At 41.1% G+C, this 17,753-nt stretch carries 14 protein-coding genes and 1 riboswitch; of the genes, 6 read left to right on the top strand and 8 right to left on the bottom strand.

Going from position 1 to position 17,753, the window contains the following annotated elements:
* Positions 1–104 precede the first annotated feature (104 nt).
* The 4 genes from mukB to cmoM all read right to left on the bottom strand — a co-directional run bounded on the left by mukB (position 105) and on the right by cmoM (position 7,516).
* Complete coding sequence (mukB, locus tag OCU78_RS05130; protein WP_137372485.1) at positions 105–4,559, bottom strand: chromosome partition protein MukB; 4,455 nt, start codon at positions 4,557–4,559, stop codon at positions 105–107.
* Positions 4,556–5,335, bottom strand: coding sequence for a chromosome partition protein MukE (mukE, locus tag OCU78_RS05125; RefSeq protein WP_167494000.1), 780 nt, complete (start codon positions 5,333–5,335; stop codon positions 4,556–4,558). The genes mukB and mukE overlap by 4 nt, the downstream gene beginning before the upstream one ends.
* Positions 5,316–6,653 carry a chromosome partition protein MukF gene (gene mukF / locus OCU78_RS05120; protein WP_137372483.1) on the bottom strand — a complete coding sequence of 446 codons (1,338 nt, stop codon included), beginning with the start codon at positions 6,651–6,653 and terminating at the stop codon, positions 5,316–5,318. The genes mukE and mukF overlap by 20 nt, the downstream gene beginning before the upstream one ends.
* Before the next feature lie 80 nt (positions 6,654–6,733).
* Positions 6,734–7,516 carry a tRNA uridine 5-oxyacetic acid(34) methyltransferase CmoM gene (cmoM, locus tag OCU78_RS05115; protein ID WP_137372795.1) on the bottom strand — a complete coding sequence of 261 codons (783 nt, stop codon included), beginning with the start codon at positions 7,514–7,516 and terminating at the stop codon, positions 6,734–6,736.
* A gap of 115 nt (positions 7,517–7,631) precedes the next feature.
* Here cmoM and elyC point away from each other — a divergent pair, with 115 nt between their 5' ends.
* A complete protein-coding gene (gene elyC, locus OCU78_RS05110; RefSeq protein WP_167493999.1) occupies positions 7,632–8,468 on the top strand; it encodes an envelope biogenesis factor ElyC in 837 nt (278 codons plus the stop codon).
* A gap of 215 nt (positions 8,469–8,683) precedes the next feature.
* Here the strand turns inward: elyC and torR are convergent, their stop codons facing one another.
* Positions 8,684–9,397 (bottom strand): two-component system response regulator TorR, encoded by a 714-nt coding sequence (gene torR, locus OCU78_RS05105; protein ID WP_137372481.1) that lies wholly within the window; start codon positions 9,395–9,397, stop codon positions 8,684–8,686.
* A gap of 237 nt (positions 9,398–9,634) precedes the next feature.
* On the opposite strand from torR, the gene torD reads away from it, so the two are divergent.
* The 5 genes from torD (at position 9,635) to OCU78_RS05080 (ending at position 13,715) form a co-directional block, all read left to right on the top strand.
* Positions 9,635–10,282 (top strand): molecular chaperone TorD, encoded by a 648-nt coding sequence (torD, locus tag OCU78_RS05100; RefSeq protein WP_137372480.1) that lies wholly within the window; start codon positions 9,635–9,637, stop codon positions 10,280–10,282.
* 322 nt (positions 10,283–10,604) lie between these two features.
* Positions 10,605–11,609: an HTH-type transcriptional repressor PurR gene (gene purR / locus OCU78_RS05095; RefSeq protein ID WP_137372479.1), complete on the top strand. Its 1,005-nt coding sequence runs from the start codon at positions 10,605–10,607 to the stop codon at positions 11,607–11,609.
* Positions 11,610–11,766: 157 nt separating this feature from the next.
* Positions 11,767–11,851: riboswitch (cyclic di-GMP riboswitch) on the top strand.
* A 107-nt stretch (positions 11,852–11,958) separates the two neighbouring features.
* Positions 11,959–12,549: a TfoX/Sxy family DNA transformation protein gene (locus OCU78_RS05090; protein ID WP_137372478.1), complete on the top strand. Its 591-nt coding sequence runs from the start codon at positions 11,959–11,961 to the stop codon at positions 12,547–12,549.
* A gap of 129 nt (positions 12,550–12,678) precedes the next feature.
* Positions 12,679–13,359 carry a TVP38/TMEM64 family protein gene (locus OCU78_RS05085; RefSeq protein WP_137372477.1) on the top strand — a complete coding sequence of 227 codons (681 nt, stop codon included), beginning with the start codon at positions 12,679–12,681 and terminating at the stop codon, positions 13,357–13,359.
* Positions 13,359–13,715 (top strand): putative signal transducing protein, encoded by a 357-nt coding sequence (locus tag OCU78_RS05080; protein WP_137372476.1) that lies wholly within the window; start codon positions 13,359–13,361, stop codon positions 13,713–13,715. The genes OCU78_RS05085 and OCU78_RS05080 overlap by 1 nt, the downstream gene beginning before the upstream one ends.
* 67 nt (positions 13,716–13,782) lie before the next feature.
* On the opposite strand, the gene OCU78_RS05075 is transcribed toward OCU78_RS05080, so the two are convergent.
* The 3 genes from OCU78_RS05075 to glgC all read right to left on the bottom strand — a co-directional run bounded on the left by OCU78_RS05075 (position 13,783) and on the right by glgC (position 17,534).
* Positions 13,783–14,580, bottom strand: coding sequence for an alpha/beta fold hydrolase (locus tag OCU78_RS05075; protein WP_137372475.1), 798 nt, complete (start codon positions 14,578–14,580; stop codon positions 13,783–13,785).
* Between the two features lie 250 nt (positions 14,581–14,830).
* Positions 14,831–16,285 carry a glycogen synthase GlgA gene (gene glgA, locus OCU78_RS05070; RefSeq protein ID WP_137372474.1) on the bottom strand — a complete coding sequence of 485 codons (1,455 nt, stop codon included), beginning with the start codon at positions 16,283–16,285 and terminating at the stop codon, positions 14,831–14,833.
* Positions 16,275–17,534, bottom strand: coding sequence for a glucose-1-phosphate adenylyltransferase (gene glgC / locus OCU78_RS05065; RefSeq protein WP_257217084.1), 1,260 nt, complete (start codon positions 17,532–17,534; stop codon positions 16,275–16,277). Before glgC ends, glgA begins: the two co-directional genes overlap by 11 nt.
* Between the last annotated feature and the right edge of the window lie 219 nt (positions 17,535–17,753).

Genomic DNA, 17,753 nt, shown 5'->3' with positions numbered 1-17,753 from the left:
TAATACCCACAAAGTATGTGTGACTTTTATCTTTAATATCCAAACATAAAAAAGCCCCTAACAAGTAGGGGCTTCAGTATTTGTTTATTAATACTTATTAGGTATTACAACTCTTCGATAAGCTCTTGTACTGGTGTCGCAGGTTTATTTTGAGCAAAGCCTCGTAAACCAACCACATGCACATGTTCGTGATCTTTGAAGACCTTACGAACCAACTTATACGTTGTACCTTTCTCTGGGCTAATGTTTTCAGGCGCTGCAATCAGTAATTGCATTCCTAGCCTGTCACATAGCTCAAACAACGTTGAGATTGATTTAGAATCCAAACGCGCAGCTTCATCCAAGAACAATAGTCGGCAAGGAACAATGTCTTTACTGCGCAGTCGGCGTGACTCTTCTTCCCAGCTCTGAATAACCATCAGCAAGATAGATTGGCCAGTACCAATCGCTTCACCTGTTGAAAGTGCACCAGACTCAGCTTGTAACCAACCATCAGAACCACGGTTCACTTCAACACTCAATTCTAGGTAATTACGGTAATCCAGTAATTCTTCACCTAGAACTTGAGGTGAACGTTGCCCCATGTCGATATGTGGGTTTACACGCTGGAAAAGTTTCGCCATCGCTTCTGAGAACGTAAAGCGAGAAGTTTCAAACAAGTCTTTATGTTGGTCTTGTTGCGATGCTAATCCAGCCAGCAATACTTCGTGACTCTCGCGAATTTTCACATTAAGACGTACACCTTTCACTTGACCAAAGTAAATATTAGATAGACCTTGGTTAAGCATTCGAATGCGGTTTTGCTCACGCTGAATCGTTTTCTGAATGATACTTGCCACAGATTCAGAACTGATTGCTAAGCGGTTTTCACGCTGAGTCAATTCTTCTGTTAGACGAGCAAGCTCGACTTCCATCTCTTCAATCGCTTCAACAGGATCATCGGTACGGATAATATCCTGACGAATTCGTTCACGAAGATGCTGATAAACCGCGATGTAGAACAATACTTTACGTTCTGGATGCGCGTTATCTTCAGATAGTCTCAGAGAATCACGTAAGTCATCATTACCTGCAACGGCAAGACGAAGTGCACCTAACGACTTATCTGACATTGAGCGAAGCTCGCCTGCAGATAAGTACGCTAATTCACGTTTATGTAAACGGCGCTCAACGTCATTTTCACGAGCTAAACGTAAAACTGAGCACCAACCCGCTTTTGCAGCGACCACAAACGTGCGAAGTTCAGCGTATTCCTTCTGAACCTTCTTCAAGCGTTTAGCTAAACCTTTCATCTCCAATTCAGTCGATGTAATGGTTCGCTCATAACCGCTCTTACGACTACGTGAAGTGTGTAGACGTTCTTGAAGTTCATCACGACGACGAACTGCACGCTCTTCAGCGCCTTCGTCAGCGTTCACGCCAAATTCTTGTAGCTCTTGTTTAAACTCTTGAACGGTTTCAAGTTTAGCGTGATGCGAACTCTTAAGTGCAGCCAATACTTGGTTGTACTGGTTCATTTGATCACGAGCTTGTTTTAAGCCATCACGACCTTTTGTTCTCGCTTGCTCAGCATTAACCAACTTAGCTTTTAATTGCTCACTCAGTTCACTGCTCTTATTAAGAAGATCCACTGAATCTTCATAAGCAAAGTAATGACGACGTTCAATCAAATCAGATAAAGCAAACAACTTACCTTTCAATATTTGAAGTGCTTGGTCAGCTTGTTTGTACTCGGCTTCTAACGCTTCAAATTGTTCTGGATCCGCGTCAAGGGCTGAAACAATCTGTTCCAGTGCAGTTAGCGCTTTACTATGATTGGATAAGTAAGATTTCGCTTCACCTAAACGCTCAAGCTGAGCTTCAAGTTCAGACAAACGTTCTGCCAATGTCTCATCTTCGATCATACGAATCATTGGCGCTAATTTATCTAATGTAGAGATAGCTTGCTTGCTTTGCGCTAGCTGGCTGCGTTGCTGTTGTTCTTTAGCTGAGATGTCTGTTAATGCTCGGCTAACTTGATTACGCTTATCACGTACAGTAACCAAAGCTTGCTCAGGGTCAGCATCAAAAGCAACCTGCAAGTGCTTAGCAACAAATAGGTTATATGCTTGGTATAAGCGCTGGAGTTTCTGAGAGTCAAATGCCGCTTTCGCGTGGTTTTCCACTACAACATCACGTTCTTCACGTAAGTGTTCTAGACGCTGTTCACGAGCAGCACGGCCAAACAATGGAATCTCAGGGAAACGCGAGTAACGCATTTGACGATCATTTAATTGAACGCAAACAGCACCTTCAAGTTCATCAGCATTGAATGAGCTATCATCAAACGCATCAACATCGCCTTCAAGGATATATAAATCTTCAGGGCAATCATCTAAATCAACCAGTTTCTCTTTGATCCCATCAAGATCTGAAACCACAATCGCATGACGTGCAGGGCCATACATTGCACTGAAATACGGAGCATCACCAATGGTAATGTCATCATAAATTTCAGAAAGTAATACGCCGCCTAATGTGTCTGCTAACCCTTTCAATCGAGGATCATTCGAACCACCAGGTGAAGCTAAACGTTCGATTTCTTGATCAAGCTCTGAACGACGTTTTGCTAGCTGCTCTTTCGCGATAGATTGTGATTTCTCATCTTGCAGAACTTGCTGCATTTGAGTCATTACGGCTTGGCTATCTTCTAGCTCAGCATTGCTTTGTTCTCTTAACGCTTCTAAAACATCGTTAGCATTAATCCAAGCTGGCGCTATCGCTTCTAATCTAGTTATTTGCTGAGTATATTCTTGTTCAACACGACGCTGTTCACTTTTAGCTTCGCGTAATTCTTCTTGAGCAAACTCTAAAGACTCAATTTGCATTGAGTGGCGTTCACGCTCTTCTTCGAAAATCAGCTCATCAGTTAATTCAGTATTATGTTGCTTCTGATATTCAGCGGCTAGGCTTTGAGCTTGACGCTGCTGAGCCATATCTCGCTCCATATCACGATGCTGAGCACGCCATTGTTGTTCATTTTGAACAATATGTTTCGACTCTCTGCCTTTTTCAATCGCTTGTTTAGCACTTACTGACGCATCTTGTCGTTCAACATGACCGACAACACTCTTCACTAATGCCAACGCTTTATCGAACTGTGCAGAAGCCGCTGATGACATATCCAGCTTGTGCTTAGTAGCAAGCAATGTTTGGGTATTAGCTTCTTCTTGAGATTTCAACTCAGAAACCAGTGCCATCGCACTTTCAGGCGTGATCGACTCATCAGCTAATAACTGTTTGGTCTTTTCTAATGCTTGAACAGCTTGTTGATATTGAAGAGCACGAGTTTGCTGAACATCAAGCGCTTGTTGGTAATCGGCAAGTTGCGTTTTTAGGCTATCCACTTCTTCTTCAGTAATGGTCGCCTGCTCTTCAGCTAGTAAAACACGTTCTTGTGCTTCTTCAACCACCATCATTTGCTCTTCTAAGCGTTCGCTTAATTCTTCAAGATCATCGCTATAACGTGCTATTTTTTCTTGTTGGCGAAGGGCATTTTGAACAAGCTGTAAATGATCGGAAGCGGCTTGGTAATCCTGCTCAAGCGCTGACTCTTGATCGACTAAGATCTCAAGTTCTTCTTGAACACGGTTCAGTAGGCTATTTTGCTCAACTAAAGTTTCACGAGATCCAAACAACTCACCACGTAGCACCATAGTTTGATCAAGCTTATTACGGCGATCATTCGCATGGCGCATGTAGTCAGCTGCTACGTAATTGGTAGATTCTGTAATCAAGTGTTTGAATAAATCACGATCGGCTTGCGTAGTTTTAATTGCATCCAATGTCATTCGGTTTTCACGAAGTGCAGATTCCATATCTTGGAATGCTTTCTTCACGCCACCATTTTGTGGCAACAAGTAATCACGAAGTGAACGAGTAATCGCGCTTGAGATACCACCGTATAAAGATGCTTCGATCAAGCGATAAAACTTAGAACGGTCACTGCTATTACGCAGTTTCTTCGGAACGACACCGTATTCAAACATCTGAGCGTGGTATTCAACAATCGATGAGAACGCTTTAAAGTGAGCGCCTTCATATTGCGCCACAGCTGCTTTCACATCATTTAATAGGCATACACGAGCATGTCTATCAGAAACGTTTTCGATTAACACATCGGTTGGTTTCACATGGCTTGGTAAGCCTTGAATAACAAATGGTTTAATATCTACTTTCTTATCTCGCCCAGCAACTTGTTGAAGTTTTACAGCAAACAGTAAGCGCTGATTACGGGAGTTAACAACATCTAGCGCGGCATAACACGCACCAGGCTGTAACTTACCATAAAGACCTTTATCTCTTGATGATTGAGAGCTACCCGCTTCCGTTGTATTTCGGAAGTGCAGTAAGCTTTGGTCAGGAATAAGGGCCGTAATAAATGCCGCCATTGTGGTCGACTTACCGGCGCCATTGCCGCCTGAAAGAGTTGTTACTAAACCATCAATATCAAAAGTACGCGCAAAGAAGCCGTTCCAGTTGATCATGGTTAATGATTGATACTTACCGCGTTCAATCATAATTCACCTTCCGCAGTTTCTTGCTCGCGGCCATCAGCCAGCTCGCCTAAATTCAGTTGTTCGTTAAAAATTTCTGGCTGTTCATCTTCTTGATGATCTTGTTGCTCATTCAGCAAGCTGCCTTGGCTTGGCTCAGGCGTATGAACCACCGCTTCACCATCACGGATAAGACGCAATTGAGCTTCCTTCATATCATCGCCAATTCGAACATCCGCTCCGAAACGGAAAACCGCTTCACTGATGCGGAACTTACCTGTTTCACCAATAGAGATGATCATACCAATACGACGTAAACGGCGTAATGAAGTACGAACTTTTTCGAATAATTTTTCTTTATCTAAATCTGAACCCGAAGCACGGTTAGTCGCCAGCTTCATGAGTTTTGCCTCATCAGCCAGTGCCATTAACTCTTCGTACAGTTCTTGATTCGTAAAAATACCTTCATGAGCTAAACGCTCTGGGCTTAGATATAAGAAACACAATACTTTGCCTACTAGCATATCCAATTCAGATAGCACACTTCGGCTAATCAATGAGGTAGAACGCGGGCGCAGGTAAAAGAAACCTTCAGGTGCTTTTACTAGTTCAGTATTGTAGCGTTGATAAAACTGTTGAAGCTCAACTTCAAAATCAGCAAGTAACGCATGGTTGTCTAAATCTTCGCTTGATACGTGCTTACCTGCACGCAACATGCTGTCTAACGCAGGGAACAATGGGTTCGCTATCGCTTTTACCAGCTTCTCTGGCATGTAATCATCAGTACTTGTTAATGACATTTGCTTGTACCTTTGCACCAAAATCGTTAATTGCCTGCCAATCAGGCTGAATAGCCTGGTAGTCAGATTCGGAATAACCTAAGCGCACGGCTTGGTCGACAACGATTCTAGCTAAATCAAAATGGTGAGTACGAGGGTGTTCTGCGAGGTAGTCACGCAGTACAAGTCCAAGATCAATGGCTGCACCCTGCTCTTTATGAACTCTCAGCATCGCTGCAATCTTTTCAGAAAGCAGATCGTTTACTTGTTCGAATTCTTCATATTCAACGTCTAGTGGGGCTTGCCCTGTTACTTCGTCATCACGTAAAACCAGAGCTTCATCTCGAAGATCACTTAATTTCTCTGCATCCGCATACGTTAAGAACCAAGGTGCATCAAAGTAATCTGTCACAGATTGACGCAGACGCTGGCTAAAGGCACGGTTCTTATCCATGTCAATCGCCGTTCGAATAAACTTGTGTACATGGCGGTCATAGCCAATCCACAAGTCTATTGCTTGCTGACCCCAACTCGTGATTCGGTCAAGTTTCATCTGTAAACCAAATAGGGTTTCACCAACAAACTCTAACTCATCATTCCCGTAAACAACTTCTTGAATATCGAGGATTTGAGTTTGGAGTTCATCACCTGCGGCTTGGAGCGTATCTTGAAGTTCTTTCAACGTAGCTGAGGTTTCAGAAAGTAAAGACTCACAGTTATTAATAGCTTCTCGCCAATCTTTATTTAATAGATCCGCAATTTGCTGCTTAACCGTTTGCTGTTGCTCATCCATAACACGCTGGTTAAGGTCTATTTGGTCAAATATTTCGCCAACAGAGTACTTAAGGACGCCATAAACGTTTCTCTTCCAGTGCGCTGGCGTCCCGCCTTTTTGGGCAGCTTCTATCGCTTTCGCCATTTCGTCAGCAACCATAGTCAACTGAATCGACAATTTTAGCTTAGAAAATTGTCGGTGGCGTAAGTAGTAATCTGTAATGCCAATGGCAAGCGGTGAAAGTCGGTAAATGCTGGCTCCATCGGTCACTTCACTTGTGAAGCGACTAATGAGCTTTTGTTTCACCAATTCATTGATGGCGTTATTCGCGCGAAATGCAGAAGCATCTCCCGTTTCTTCAAACATGCGAGTGACAATGATAAATGCATCATGCAGTTCACCTTCACCTAACTCTTCATCAAATCTTTCATTACTCAACACAGCGATAGCAATCAAAAAGGCTAAACGCTCTGGTGAGAGATTCAATGAGAAGTCATGCTGCTTGACCCAGCCCACCAATTCATCAATTGGCTGCTCTTCGGCAGTTTGAGTCATTTCACTCATTGTGGTTCCTGTTATCGTTTCTTATGACATCAGTCTAATTTCGATGTCACGCATGATTCTTTGTTATTCTTACTTTCGCTTTATGCCGGCTTTTTCGCCCACACATGAATGTATCGTCCTAGAGATAAATATGGCTCTTGTCGACATAATTGTTTTTCAAGCGCTAATACATCTTCAAAATCATAATCGCCCATGTATTCCATATTACCTATGTAATCACTAAATGAACGAATACCAGATTTCCCTTGAATATCAAAACCAGCGTCTTCTATCCATTGATAGACATCTTCTGGCTTAAGCCCTTTCTGGGGCTGCAGCTTAAACCGCTTTCTATGTGGCATCCCATCAAGTACATGAGGAATATTGCCACATATCACATTTTTCAGTACCAAGCCGTGGTGGTTATAAAACATAATCGAAGCAACGCCTCCGGGCTTGACTTGATCTAGCAAAATATCAAGAGCCTCTTTGGGGTTTGCTAACCACTCCATCACAGCATGAAACATCACGAAATCGACTTTATCGTCAAGATGCTCTGCGATCTTCTGTACTGGAGAATGGATCAGCCGATATTGCTCAAGCAAGCCAGCCTTTGCAATGTCCTCTTTTGCAAGAGCCAGCATTTCAGAAGATAGATCACACAATGATACATGGTGACCTTGTGCAGCTATCTTCTGTGACATTTGAGCCAGCCCACCACCCGCATCAAGTACGTGAAGGGGAGTATTTTCATCAGCAAATTCATTAAGAGCAAGCTCTAAATCTTCCCATACGATGATCTGACGGATCTCTCCTTTGTCAGAGCCGTAAATGTTTTTTGCAAATTTGTGGGCAATATCGTCGAAATTACGGTCTTCAGTCACGGTCACTTGAGTTATTATGTCCTATCGTGCCTGCTATTCTGTCACAGGAATTTCAGGAATAAAGAGGCGATGTCTCTTTTTACTACTAAGTGATGTTTTTTCGGACTATTCGGATATGTTTGAGCTGAAAAAAGTCGTGTCATCCTTGTTGATGCCACTACCAGCAATGTTAATTCTCGCTTTTCTAGGCTTAGCCCTAGTCATGTTTACTACAAAACGAAAGACTGGATGTCTAATTACGTTAACCGCACTCTGCGGTATTTTCCTTATTGCCTTCCAACCCATCTCTAGTCGCTTACTTATGCCTCTGGAAAGGCAGTACTCTGTATTCTTACCAACCGACAAATCCGTAGATTTCGTTATGGTGCTCGGAAGTGGCCACGTGGTCGACGATCAAATCCCACCAACTTCAGAACTCAGCCGCACAGGTTTGATGCGTTTGAGTGAGGGGATCAGGATTTTACGTATGTACCCTGGGGCGAAACTGATTCTATCTGGCTACGGTGGTGGTCTAGAAATCAGTAATGCAAGAATGATGGCGAAAGTAGCCTTAGCTTTAGGCGTCTCTAAGCCTGATATTATTTTATTAGAAACGGCAAAAGACACAGGGGAAGAAGCACGACAAGCGGCTGCTTTTATTCAAAATAAAAAAGTTGTTTTAGTCACTTCAGCTAGCCACATGCAAAGAGCCATTTATGAATTTAATGGTGCTGGAATCCAACCAACCCCAGCACCAACCAATTACTTAGCTCACAAAAATATTGTGCAGCCTTGGAATAAATATATGCCAAAGGCGATTTACTTAGAGCAAACCGAGCGCTATTGGCATGAAACGATGGGGCTAATGTGGCAAAGGCTGCGCGACTGGATAGATCATCAAGAATCGTCTATATCAGAATCGACCAATAATGCGGTAGATAAAGTGTCTGAAGCTACCAATGATCTTTTATGAATAAAATTGGATACACGTGAGACTTCCACAATAACTTTATAACTTTATAACTTTATAACTTTATAACTTTATAACTTTATAACTTTGCAGCTAAAGCTTGTGACCGATAAAAAGCCACTACGAATTTAGTCCAATAAAAAAGCCGAGGTACATTTGCCTCGGCTTTCTATTTTGTTCTAGTGGAGCTTTCAAATTATTGTACAAACTAACTGAAATCAATCCCCCGCAAACATGTAACCTTCACCGTGAACTGTCACAAATATTTGCGGGTTCTTCGGATCAAACTCCATCTTGGCACGCATTCTCCGAATCAAAACATCAATCGTTCTATCGTTCGGTGCATCAACACGGTGGCTGATCATATTAAGAATACGCTCCCGGCTTAACACTTGATTTGGGTATGAAGACAGAGCAACCAATAACTCATACTCTGCTTTCGTTAATTTAACTGGTTCACCATTTTTACTTAATGCGCGACGTGGGATATCGAATGTCCACTCTCCGAAACGTACAATAGTCTCATCTTCCGTTTCTTCTACTGCAGCCGTATTTGTCTTGCGTGCAGCCGCTATGCGCCATAGTAAATTTTTCACTCGAACCAACAACTCGCGAAGTTCAAATGGTTTAGTAACATAATCATCAGCCCCCATTTCAAGGCCTACAATTTTGTCGATGCTATCCGTGCGTCCAGTGACTAAAATAATTCCAATGTCTGATTGACTGCGTAATTCGCGAGTTAGCATCAATCCATCTTCGCCTGGTAAGTTGATGTCTAGCATAATCAGGTCAACGTTGTTTTGAACCAACACTTCCCTCATCTGAGCGCCACTTTCAGCTTCGCTCACTGTGTAACCTTCATTCTGGAAGTAACCAACCAGTTTACTTCGGGTTACCACATCATCTTCAACGACTAATACGTGATAGCTCATCTACACCACTTTTCTTATTTAATAGTTTCATTGACTATTCTATTCATAACTCGTAACAATTCTAGTCGCCAGTAAGATAAAAGCCAGAAACATGGTTTTTTTTTGATGCAAGACAAGCTAAAACCTTGCTATTTACCGCTCAGAGCAATTCAATATAGGCATTACGACTTAAGTTTAAGTCTGTTCACTGAATCTCAGCCGTTTTTAGGCGTCACCTTATGAAGGTAGGAATAATTGATGAAAGAAATGAAAGCATTCAACGAGAAAAGAGCTGAAATTTACTGGTGGCTATCAAGCTTATTTGCTAAAGAATTAACAGAATCAGAATTAGAGCATTACAAGTCTGTTGAAATTCGTTCATTTCTAGCTGGGTTAGGCGAAAATGAAACGCTGAAACCAGCAATAGATAAACTCGTCGATGCCTTGAACCGCTCTCAGAATCGTGACGATGAACAGCTTGAGCTTGCGGCTGACTTTTGTGATTTATTCTTAAAATCCGATAAGTACGCCGCTTTGCCTTATGCATCTTTGTATATTGGTAATACTGGTCTACTAAATGGTCAACCTGCAAAAGACATGGAAACACTGATGGCTGAGCATGGTGTAGGAGTTAGTGCTGATCTAAATGAACCAGCGGATCACATTGCCATTGAACTCGATTTTCTTGGAAATTTAATCATCCGTTCTAACGAAAATCAAAACAGTGAAGAGTTTGAAAGTAGCTTCCTTGAACAAAAACAGTTTATCGAAAAATACCTACTTACTTGGATACCAAGATTCCAAGCAAAGTGTACAGAATTCGATAAATTTGGATTTTACGCAAGCGTTGCAACACTGCTCGTAGCCTTTTATAAACTGGATCTAGAATACCTAAGCGATGAATAAAGCGATATTCTAGTATTGATAGAATATTTAGATGTAAATGTGACAATTCACCCATAATTATGGGTGAATGTTATTGCGGTCATTTTCCAGTCAGTCTAAAATTGTGATCGCAAACGATAAAATATGAAACACCATCAAAATGTTGTGCTTTACTGATCATGAGCATTTTGAAATTGAAAACAAGCCGCTCTGATTAGCGGTTTTTTGTTTTTTAGCACTTTAATACCATTAGAAAAACTTAACCAGTGCTCTCACTCTGGTAGCTTTACGGCTACTTTGCTGCCCTACTCTCTAGTAAAGTAGCTTTTAACAGGATAAAACCATGGCCACTATAAAAGATGTCGCTCGATTAGCCGGCGTATCAACAACAACTGTTTCTCATGTCATCAATAAGACTCGCTTTGTTGCAGAAGCGACTCAAGAAAAAGTAAATAAAGCTGTTGATGAATTAAACTATGCACCTAGTGCTGTTGCTCGTAGCTTAAAATGCAATACGACACGTACTATCGGCATGCTAGTTACTCAATCTACCAACTTATTCTTCTCTGAAGTCATTGATGGTGTAGAAAGCTACTGCTACCGCCAAGGTTATACTTTGATCCTTTGCAATACAGGTGGTATTTACGAGAAACAACGTGATTACATTCGCATGCTGGCTGAAAAACGCGTAGATGGCATTTTAGTGATGTGTTCCGACCTAACAGAAGAACTTCGTGAAATGTTAGATCGACACGCGGATATCCCTAAAGTAGTGATGGATTGGGGTCCTGAAAGCTCTCAAGCAGATAAGATCATCGATAACTCTGAAGAGGGCGGCTACTTAGCAACAAAATACCTACTAGAAAAAGGTCACACACGAATTGCTTGCTTAAGTGGTCATCTAGATAAAGCGGCTTGTACTGAGCGTATTGCAGGTTACCACCGAGCATTAAATGAAGCACAAGTTGAATTGAATGATGACTTAATCATTGAAGGTAACTTTGAATGTGATACAGCCGTAATTGCTGCAGACAAGATTGTAGGGATGGAAGACCGCCCAACCGCCGTTTTCTGCTTTAACGATACAATGGCACTCGGTTTAATGAGCCGACTACAGCAAAATGGGCTAAAGATCCCTGATGATATTTCAGTTATTGGTTATGACAACATTGAGTTGGCTGAATACTTTTCTCCGCCACTGACCACCGTCCACCAACCTAAGCGACGCGTTGGCAAAAATGCTTTTGAAATATTGCTAGAACGTATAAAAGATAAAGACCATGAAAAACGTATTTTCGAAATGCACCCAGAAATAGTGGAACGAAACACAGTTAAATCACTGAAATAAATAAAGCATTCATAAATGCGCACATTTAAGTGCGCTTTTTTACAAACAAAACAAATGCACTTAGTCACACATTACGACTATCATTTACTGAATGAATGTCACACTTTAAAAATTCAAATGTGAGCTTTGTTCAACAAAATACTTATTCTGTCAAAAGTCACGCACAGGGCAAACCACTTTAAAGAGTGAGACGCAAAGCCTCCGGCCTAAGCCTATATTGGTATGGTAGCGGGGTTGCCGATGGCAAAATGAAAGATTTACCGCTAACTGACATTTTATAGCAACATTTTGCTACTCTCTCGGACCTGCTTATTTGGTGGCATAATTCAAATACACCGAGATAAAACACATGGATAAACCACTACTAAAGGACTCGATGAAGTTATTTGAGTCCCTAGGAAAAATAAAATCGCGTTCAATGTTTGGTGGGTTCGGCCTATTTGCTGACGAAACTATGTTCGCATTAGTTGTGAATGATCAACTACACATTAGAGCTGATAAAAACTCTGCGGATCAATTCAAACAACAAGGGTTTCAACCGTACGTCTACAAAAAACGAGGGTTTCCTGTTGTTACTAAGTATTTCGCTCTTCCTAATAACATTTTGCAAGATCTACAACAAACTCTCAATTTAGCGGAAGTTTCTCTAAACTTCGCTAAAGATGAGAAAAAGGAACAATCTTCAGCAAAACCTAACCGCTTGAAGGATCTCCCAAACCTTCGACTTGCGACTGAAAGGATGCTTAAAAAAGCCGGCATTGATTCAGTGGAAAGGCTGTATGAATTTGGCTCTGTAAATGCCTACAACGCTATTAGGCAGTCTCATTCATCGGATGTAAGCCTTGAGTTGTTATGGGCATTAGAGGGCGCTATAAAGGGTATGCACTGGTCTGTTATCCCTCAACAGCGACGAGAAGAGCTTATCAGCCGAATTAATTAAGTTAATCAGTCACTTTCACACCAAAAAGCCACATTATTTGTGGCTTTTTTTATTTTCAATGAAAGTTAATGCCTTGATTCCCTGTCTAACTATAATAATGATATTAAGTGACATTTAGAGGAAGTATTCATGAGTAAAAAACTAATTTTAGGAATCGTACTACTGGCAACCATCATCATACTAGGTGTCAACTTTGGTCAGTATCTAACGTTAGAGAATGCCAAAGCTCAACAAGTGCTTTTAAATAACTATATTGAAAGTAATTTCTTACTGGCGGCAGCGATATACTTCATTGTTTACGTCATGATTACTGCTTTCTCGATCCCTGGCGCCGCGGTAGTGACTCTACTAGGCGCAGCCCTATTCGGTTTTTGGGCAAGCCTTGTTTTGGTTTCATTTGCAAGTACCATTGGCGCTACATTAGCTTTCCTAAGTAGCCGATTTTTATTACGTGACTGGGTACAAAGTAAATTTGGTGACAAGTTAGCAACCATCAACCAAGGTGTTGAGAAAGACGGGGCATTTTACTTATTTTCACTTCGTTTAATCCCAGTATTTCCGTTTTTCTTAATTAATTTATTGATGGGTCTAACGCCAATCTCCATCTCTCGCTATTACTTAACTAGCCAATTAGGCATGCTTCCAGGTACTGCTGTTTACCTAAATGCAGGTACGCAACTTGCGGAAATTGATTCATTGTCGGGTATTGTTTCACCATCTGTTTTACTCTCATTTGCATTGCTTGGTTTGTTCCCAATTTTAGCAAAATGGGCAATGGCTAAATTTCGTTCAGGTCCGGTGGCTGAATAATGAAAATATTTATTGCGAGTAATCCTGCAGAGGCTCACATTGTATGTGGACTTCTACAAAGTGAAAATGTGGAGTGTGAAGTAAGAGGAGAAGGTCTATTTGGGCTCAAAGGTGAATTACCCTTTACCGAAGAAACTGATCCATACGTTTGGTTACCAAATACTGAGTACGCACCAAGAGCTAAAGTGATTGTGGAAGAGTACCAATTACAACAGACATCAATACAGTTTGAAGAATGGGTATGCGAGAATTGTAGAGAAAACAATGAGCCACAATTTGGATCTTGCTGGCAATGTGGAGCTCAATCCCCTCAAAGCGAAGTTAAAATTGAGCTGCCTAGGAATACATCTGAATAATAGTAATTATTAACTAAAGGCTAACCTCTCTTGTTAGCTTGAAGCTAAGTATTACAGCAAATAGCTTCTAAGCTATTTGCTTTTGTATAAAAGCAATAGAGCGCTTGTTGAATTCATCAGGTTGCTCTACGTTGCATACATGCCCACAATTTGGTATTTCCACTAGTTCACTTGCTTGATGTGCCTCAACCATTTCTTTCACGGGTTGAATAAACATATAGTCTCTTTCCCCCATCAAATACAATGTTGGGATCGGTAATTCACGATCCTTAAAGTACTTCATTATAGGGTTCACATCAGCTGTTAAGATGAACCAACGTTTAAATTCTTTTTGACAAAGTTTCTTAGCTTCTCTAATAAATAAGTGTCGAGACTCTTTTTGGCTCTTCTGTGGCATCACTACATAAGCAAATAAGCTATATAACCACATGTAAGGGATAATATGCTTACTCAGGTTACCAAGCTTAATCAGAATTTGTGAACGGGTGTTAAGGCGAGTTACAGCTCCTCCTAGCACCATTGAGCGAACTCGACTTGCTGCAATTTCCGCAACATTACGTACAATTATCGTTCCAAGAGACATGCCGACGAAATGAGCAGAACGAATTTTCAAATGGTCGAGCACTTTCAAAATATCAAGAGTTACAGCTTTGAAGGTATATCGGTTCGCTATTAGCTCTTTTAACAAAGCATTAGATTTACCATGTCCACGTAAGTCGATTAACAGTAAATTAAAGTGCTCCTTGTAAGCTTTTATTTGCTTGAACCAAATAGATGAACTGCCACCAGCTCCATGCACAAAGACCACCCACTCATCGCTGGTCGGGTGTGTGAATGTTTTATGGAATAATAAAGTCTCTGACATATCCTTCGCTTAAATCACGTTATGCTCACATTGAGCTTTAGGGGGCTAGGCTAGCACGCTATTAAACGGGCTAAGTGATGACAATGTCAATCATATCATTAGTTAAATGAATGACTCACCACTTCATCACACCTAAAATTTGTCTATATTTCAAGCATCTTACTAATATAAACAATCAGATCTGACCACAAATAAAAAGGCGCTCTAACTTAAGAGCGCCTCTATTAATCACAATAGTTTAATCTAAAACTTAAAACGCAGTTCTATACATCTCTAGATATTCTTCAGCTGCTTGTTCCCAGCTAAAGTTCTGTTGCATTGCATAAAGCTGAACACGTTTGATTTCTTGTGGGTTTTGAGCATAAAGCAGTAATGAACGATGAAGAACATTAAGCAGTGCTGAAGGAGTTGGTTCATTGAACGCAAAGCCCGTCGCTAGCTCAGAGTTTTCGTCATAATCATTTACGCTATCTTTCAAGCCGCCAACACTGCGCACAATTGGCAAAGTACCATAAGCCATACTGTAGATTTGGTTTAAACCACACGGTTCAAATTCAGAAGGCATCAAAAAAAAGTCTGAGCCAGCTTCAACCAAGTGAGCAAGTTTATTGCTATAAGCTTCAATGAAAGCAAACTTATCTGAGTTTTTCGCCGCCAACTCTTTCAACTGACTAGCCAAAACTGGGTCACCCGTACCAACAATCACAATTTGTAGATCATTTTTCAAAAATTGCTCTACGATTGGCAGTAAATAATGAACGCCTTTTTGATGCGTTAAGCGGCAAACCATTCCATAGACTGCGCAGCTTCTTATTGGTAATCCAACGTCTTCCTGTAATTGTTGCTTACAGGCTGACTTCCCTCTTACCATACTATGCATTGTTGCTTTAAACTTGCGAGGCAGAAACTCATCAGTTTCAGGGTTCCAAGCGCTGTAGTCACAACCGTTCAGGATGCCAAATAAATCATCGGAGCGATGCTGAAACTCATAAGCCATACCATGACTGCCAAGCTCTGTTTTCAACTCTTCAGCATACGTCGGGCTAACTGCGTTGATTTTGTCTGCACACAATACACCAGCTTTTAGCATAGTAACGTGAGTGTCACTTACTGCTGCTTCAGGGACATTATAGCTATGCATCTCTGGAAGATTTTGCAATTCATCATAGGTGAATACACCTTTGAATACCGCATTATGAATTGAAATAACACTTCGAGTTCCAGCAAAAAATTCATGTTCCTGGTAACGTGACTTCAGTAAGAACGGAACAAAACCTGTATGCCAATCATTTGCATGAACAATATCAGGCTGAAAGCCTAACTTAGGTAACATGTCTAAACTCGCAGCACTGAAAAATGAAAACCGTTCGCCATTATCACTGTAAGCTTGGTTGTTTTCTGCATACATTTCAGGTCGGTCAAAGTATTTGGGACAATCAATGCCGAATACTTCCACCCCTTCAACATTCAGCTTCTTAACGCGATAAGCAGTATGAGGCCAATGCTCTAATTCTGATTCAAGAATCACTTCAGCAGAATCAACATCAGGTATCTTACTATAAGCGGGAATACATACTCGCACATTTTGCTCAAGTGTTTGTAACGCTATAGGCAGCGCCTTGGCTACATCAGCCAAGCCACCACTTTTAATCAAGCCTTCAACTTCTGACGCTACAAAAAGTACTGATAACGTCTTAGTAGCCAACGCGTGCTCCTTTAGGAATGACCACAATACCTTCATCTGATACGTGGTAATGCTTTTTATCTTCTTGCAGGTTGACACCTATTTGAGTTCCAGGAGCAATGTCAGCATCTTTATCAACGATAACGCGACGAAGCACACAGCCCTCGCCTACTTTCACATCACCTAAAAGGATACTTTCGCTAATATCACATGTTGATGCGATGTTGCTACGGAAACCAAGAACACTTTTTTCTATACGAGAACCACGTACGTAACTACCGCTACAAACCAAGCTATCGATGATTTGAACTCGTCCATTGTCTGAATCAGAGAAAGTTGCAGGTGGTAGAGGCGGGTAATAGGTATGTAAAGGCCACTTACGGTTATAAAGCGAGAACGGCGCATCCTTTTTCAGAAGATCCATATGAGCTTGCCAGTACGCATCAATCGTACCTACATCACGCCAATACACTTCCTCTTTTTCGCCAGTAATGCGGTTAGTACTGAAGTCGTAAACAAAGACATCACCACGAGGAAACATATTAGGGATAATATCTTTACCAAAATCGTGTGTTGAACCTTCTTTATCCGCATCTTCAATAAGTTCAGCAAACAAGTCTTTGGCTTCAAAAACATAGTTACCCATTGAAACTAACGCTGATTCTGGGTCTCCAGGAATGCATTTTGGATTAGCTGGTTTTTCTTCAAAACCAATCATACGACCTTCAGCATCAACTTCAATAACACCAAATTCAGAGGCCTCTGCAAGCGGCATGCGCAATGCTGAAACCGTTAGTGAAGCTTCTTTCTCTTTATGGAAATCAATCATCTGCTTGATATCCATTTTGTAAATATGATCAGAACCAAAAATACAAACTTGATCAGGCTGCTCCAGCTCCATAAAGCCTAAGTTCTGGTAGATTGCGTCTGCAGTCCCTTCATACCAACGCTTACCTGTACGCATTTGTGCAGGGATAGGGTCGATGAAACGGTCTGTAATACCATTAATATTCCAACCCTTTTTCATATGGTGGAATAAAGATTGAGATTTGAACTGAGTAAGTACGTAGATCTTCATAAGATCAGCGTTTACGAAGTTATTTAAAGCGAAGTCGATCAGGCGGTAACTACCACCAAAAGGAACTGAAGGTTTACTCCGGGATTCGGTTAAAGGTCTCAAACGCGAACCTTCACCACCAGCAAGAATCATTCCCAATACACCAGCCATTTTATTCTCCATATACTTATAGCTTGTCGTGTTAGTACCCATATATGAGTGATCTCGGGGGATGGATACTAACTATAGATTTAGGTATTTAGTAAATATTCATTCATAAATTATGAGAATAACACTAAGCCAAACGTTGTTATGTGCGCCCTATTATTGGCACTTTGTTTTTATAAGGTATCGATTTTCATATCGATTTCAATTTTAAATATGACATTCTGTGTTATATAACCGTTTGCTTTTCGAAGACTTAAACCAGCT

Origin of the sequence: Vibrio gallaecicus, from assembly GCF_024347495.1 — a bacterium.
In the GTDB taxonomy this organism is placed as follows: Bacteria; Pseudomonadota; Gammaproteobacteria; order Enterobacterales; family Vibrionaceae; genus Vibrio; species Vibrio gallaecicus.
The sequence above is the reverse complement of the archived record's forward strand: the minus strand, read 5'-3'. Positions and strand labels throughout refer to the sequence as shown.

Coding starts and splice junctions, on each gene's coding strand:
- mukB (WP_137372485.1), bottom strand. CDS start 4,559: ATGATTGAACGCGGTAAGTATCAATCATTAACCATGATCAACTGGAAC.
- mukE (WP_167494000.1), bottom strand. CDS start 5,335: ATGTCATTAACAAGTACTGATGATTACATGCCAGAGAAGCTGGTAAAA.
- mukF (WP_137372483.1), bottom strand. CDS start 6,653: ATGAGTGAAATGACTCAAACTGCCGAAGAGCAGCCAATTGATGAATTG.
- elyC (WP_167493999.1), top strand. CDS start 7,632: ATGTTTGAGCTGAAAAAAGTCGTGTCATCCTTGTTGATGCCACTACCA.
- torR (WP_137372481.1), bottom strand. CDS start 9,397: ATGAGCTATCACGTATTAGTCGTTGAAGATGATGTGGTAACCCGAAGT.
- torD (WP_137372480.1), top strand. CDS start 9,635: ATGAAAGAAATGAAAGCATTCAACGAGAAAAGAGCTGAAATTTACTGG.
- purR (WP_137372479.1), top strand. CDS start 10,605: ATGGCCACTATAAAAGATGTCGCTCGATTAGCCGGCGTATCAACAACA.
- OCU78_RS05090 (WP_137372478.1), top strand. CDS start 11,959: ATGGATAAACCACTACTAAAGGACTCGATGAAGTTATTTGAGTCCCTA.
- OCU78_RS05085 (WP_137372477.1), top strand. CDS start 12,679: ATGAGTAAAAAACTAATTTTAGGAATCGTACTACTGGCAACCATCATC.
- OCU78_RS05080 (WP_137372476.1), top strand. CDS start 13,359: ATGAAAATATTTATTGCGAGTAATCCTGCAGAGGCTCACATTGTATGT.
- OCU78_RS05075 (WP_137372475.1), bottom strand. CDS start 14,580: ATGTCAGAGACTTTATTATTCCATAAAACATTCACACACCCGACCAGC.
- glgC (WP_257217084.1), bottom strand. CDS start 17,534: ATGGGTACTAACACGACAAGCTATAAGTATATGGAGAATAAAATGGCT.